The sequence below is a fragment of the Treponema sp. R80B11-R83G3 genome, assembly GCF_054786115.1.
The window spans coordinates 1-2,537 of record NZ_BDHF01000148.1 but is presented as its reverse complement, the minus strand read 5'-3'; the positions used below and the strand labels follow the sequence as shown (position 1 = coordinate 2,537).

The window sequence follows — 2,537 nt, the reverse complement described above, 5'->3', positions numbered from 1 at the left end:
GACTGCTTCTTGTAGGTTTCTGACATTGCGGTTAGTTGTTTCCGTAAGTCCGCCAGTAAGTTCTCTTGCTCTTTGATTGTGTTCTCGTAACTGTTTATTAATTCCGCCAAATTATTACCCCCTGAAAGAATTTAATCGCAAATTTTTCACATAAAGCTCACTAAGGGACAAAGATCACAAAGAGGGAGAAGATGTCTTGTGGCATGTGTAGCTTTTGATTAGACGGCTTTTTGGCTTGAGATTTTCTCCACAGTTTTCAAGCGACAAACGTTCTTTGATTTTAGTGCCGAGACCTATAAATTAAATATCCGTATTTTTCCAATTCCGGAACAATTCTATACCGTTCGGGAAACATATCCAATTTTTTAACATTCTTTTCTATACTGTCTAATATTTTTATTGCATAACTTATATTTGTTTTTGAGATATAATCAATAATCTCGTTTATGTCTTCTCTTGCGGGCGCAGTCCATTTTATGAAATATTTTTTATCCATTATTTTGACCAATTTTTTTTCTTAATTCTAAAAATACTTGGTCATTATCATAAACTTTTCCTTCTCGGACAGATTTTTCAGAAAACTGTAATAATTTCATTAAAGATAACGCATTGATCATATCTTGATATGATTCAATATCCAGAAAGACCCCTTTTGCTTCACCATGTTGAGTAATAATTATTGGATTTTTACATTTATTGATATAGTCAATCATTTCCGCAGCATTTGTCTTTATATAGGAAATTGGTTTTACATCTTCTTTTAAATTAACATTCATAAAAACCTCCAAAGGCAAGTACTTAAATAATACCAAAGAAAGACTGTTTTATCAAGTCCTTTTTTGATTTATTCCCAACCGGACGCTTGACTGAAAATGAATAAATTCTAAAAAAATTTCACACAAAGATCACAAAGTTTAGAAGAACACAAAGGAAGAGGGATCAGGGGTTGTTGTCCAAAAGCTATGCGTGGGCTTCACGATAAGATAACGGACAAAAACCCCTGATTCCTCTTTGTGTCCTTCTCTTCCTTTGTGCTCTTGGTGTGAAATATTTTAGATTAAAATCTTTCAAGAAATAGTACAGATTAGCAATACGCAAAGCTAACTTACAGCAACATTACTCATTTCTAATTGCTCATTGTTAATTGTAAAAACATCACAACTGGGCAATAGTCTCAGGGGAGAGGCCGGTTCCTTCGGCTATTTGAGAAATAGATAACCCCATCCCTTTAAGATTTCGGGCAATATCAAGTTTTTCTTCTTTACGGCCTTCGTTCTTTGCATCCCTCATTCCACTCCGCCAGTCGAGTTCGCCTTTCATAAGGCTGGTTTAAAGCGCATAAGCCTCATATTCCGCTGAAACTTTACGCAGTGTGTCAGTAGCCATCGCTATTCCCTCCTCACGGTTTATTATCTCCTTTATTTTCTCTCTTTTTGCTCGTCTGTCAAATACTGAAAATACGCCGCCCATTGTTCCGCATTCGTCATTTCTTCTACAGGTTTGCCAATGAAGGCGTCGGCTTTCTCCAATTCCAGCGTGATTATCCGTATCTTGCCGTCCAATGAAACATTAGTCCGCGGATCATAAAACTGAAAGGTATGCGTCAGGTATTTATCGGGGAAGAATGGTTTTTGCGCCAGTATCGAAATCTGATAAGTTTCCTTTAAATCGGAATAGGTTTTCTCGATACCCTCTATCTCTTGCCCTACGAACAATCTGGACGCAAAATACTCTACCCTGTTTAGCTCATCGTCAATCGGGTGGAATGACATTTCTACGTCGATACGTTCCCCGTCTCCGAAGGGAAAGGGTCCCCACTCGTGCTGAGCAGGATTTTGATTGTTTGTTTTCATAAATAACTCCAATACAGTTTTGTACCGAACCTTCGAAAGAAGGTTCAAAAATTACATACCTATATATGACGTGAGAGTGCCGTTTTGCTTGACCGAAAATGAATAAATTCGAAAAAATTTTCAAGAGGCTATAATTTGAATGCCCCCAACCGCCGCAAAAAACACTCAATTCTGGTAACAGCGCTCATTAGCGGGTTCGTAGTATGGGCGGTAATTATAGATAAGAAGTGGGAACGAATAAATAATACAACAGCGGCTCACTCCACGAGCATTTCATTAATAACATTCTTTACTTCTGTTATTTTATTGGGACTGAGCTTTCCAAGTTTTTTAATGGCGCGTCTTTTGTCTAAAGCCCTGATTTGGTCCAGGACAATCCAGCCCTTTTTACCTTTAAATGTCAACGGTACACGAGTAGGGTAAGCGCGCGATTTTGTCGTCATTGGCGCGATAATAACAGTTGAAATGTGTTGATTCATTTCATCTGGAGAAATAATCACGCAAGGACGAGTCTTTTTTATCTCATGCCCAATCGTTGGTTCCAAATTAACAAGACAGATTGAGTATTGTTCCATCACCAAACCCATTCAAAAGTTTCGTTGTCAATATTGTCAGGAAGCAATAATTTATCCGCTTTATCATCCGGCTTTTTTGCAAAGGCTTCACTCCAACCCTGCCGTGGTC

Annotated in this window: 5 protein-coding genes; all 5 read right to left on the bottom strand. The window is 38.0% G+C overall.

Annotation, left to right across the window (positions count from 1 at the left end; genetic code table 11):
* Nucleotides 1-280: 280 nt before the first annotated feature.
* The gene (locus ACYVRH_RS11770; protein WP_461257108.1) at nucleotides 281-496 is read right to left on the bottom strand and encodes a type II toxin-antitoxin system RelE/ParE family toxin; all 216 of its coding nucleotides are present in this window, start codon (nucleotides 494-496) and stop codon (nucleotides 281-283) included.
* Nucleotides 489-776 carry a type II toxin-antitoxin system Phd/YefM family antitoxin gene (locus ACYVRH_RS11765; RefSeq protein ID WP_461257107.1) on the bottom strand — a complete coding sequence of 96 codons (288 nt, stop codon included), beginning with the start codon at nucleotides 774-776 and terminating at the stop codon, nucleotides 489-491. The genes ACYVRH_RS11770 and ACYVRH_RS11765 overlap by 8 nt, the downstream gene beginning before the upstream one ends.
* A 379-nt stretch (nucleotides 777-1,155) precedes the next feature.
* On the bottom strand, nucleotides 1,156-1,290 hold the full coding sequence (locus tag ACYVRH_RS11760) for a hypothetical protein (protein ID WP_461257106.1): 135 nt from the start codon (nucleotides 1,288-1,290) through the stop codon (nucleotides 1,156-1,158).
* A gap of 128 nt (nucleotides 1,291-1,418) precedes the next feature.
* Nucleotides 1,419-1,853, bottom strand: coding sequence for a PD-(D/E)XK nuclease family transposase (locus tag ACYVRH_RS11755; RefSeq protein ID WP_461257105.1), 435 nt, complete (start codon nucleotides 1,851-1,853; stop codon nucleotides 1,419-1,421).
* Between the two features lie 257 nt (nucleotides 1,854-2,110).
* Nucleotides 2,111-2,440, bottom strand: coding sequence for a type II toxin-antitoxin system PemK/MazF family toxin (locus ACYVRH_RS11750; protein ID WP_461257104.1), 330 nt, complete (start codon nucleotides 2,438-2,440; stop codon nucleotides 2,111-2,113).
* Nucleotides 2,441-2,537: the final 97 nt, after the last annotated feature.

Excerpts from the sequence above, each read along its gene's own strand:
- ACYVRH_RS11770 (WP_461257108.1), bottom strand. The coding sequence starts at position 496 with ATGGATAAAAAATATTTCATAAAATGGACTGCGCCCGCAAGAGAAGAC.
- ACYVRH_RS11765 (WP_461257107.1), bottom strand. The coding sequence starts at position 776 with ATGAATGTTAATTTAAAAGAAGATGTAAAACCAATTTCCTATATAAAG.
- ACYVRH_RS11755 (WP_461257105.1), bottom strand. The coding sequence starts at position 1,853 with ATGAAAACAAACAATCAAAATCCTGCTCAGCACGAGTGGGGACCCTTT.
- ACYVRH_RS11760 (WP_461257106.1), bottom strand. The coding sequence starts at position 1,290 with ATGAGGGATGCAAAGAACGAAGGCCGTAAAGAAGAAAAACTTGATATT.
- ACYVRH_RS11750 (WP_461257104.1), bottom strand. The coding sequence starts at position 2,440 with ATGGGTTTGGTGATGGAACAATACTCAATCTGTCTTGTTAATTTGGAA.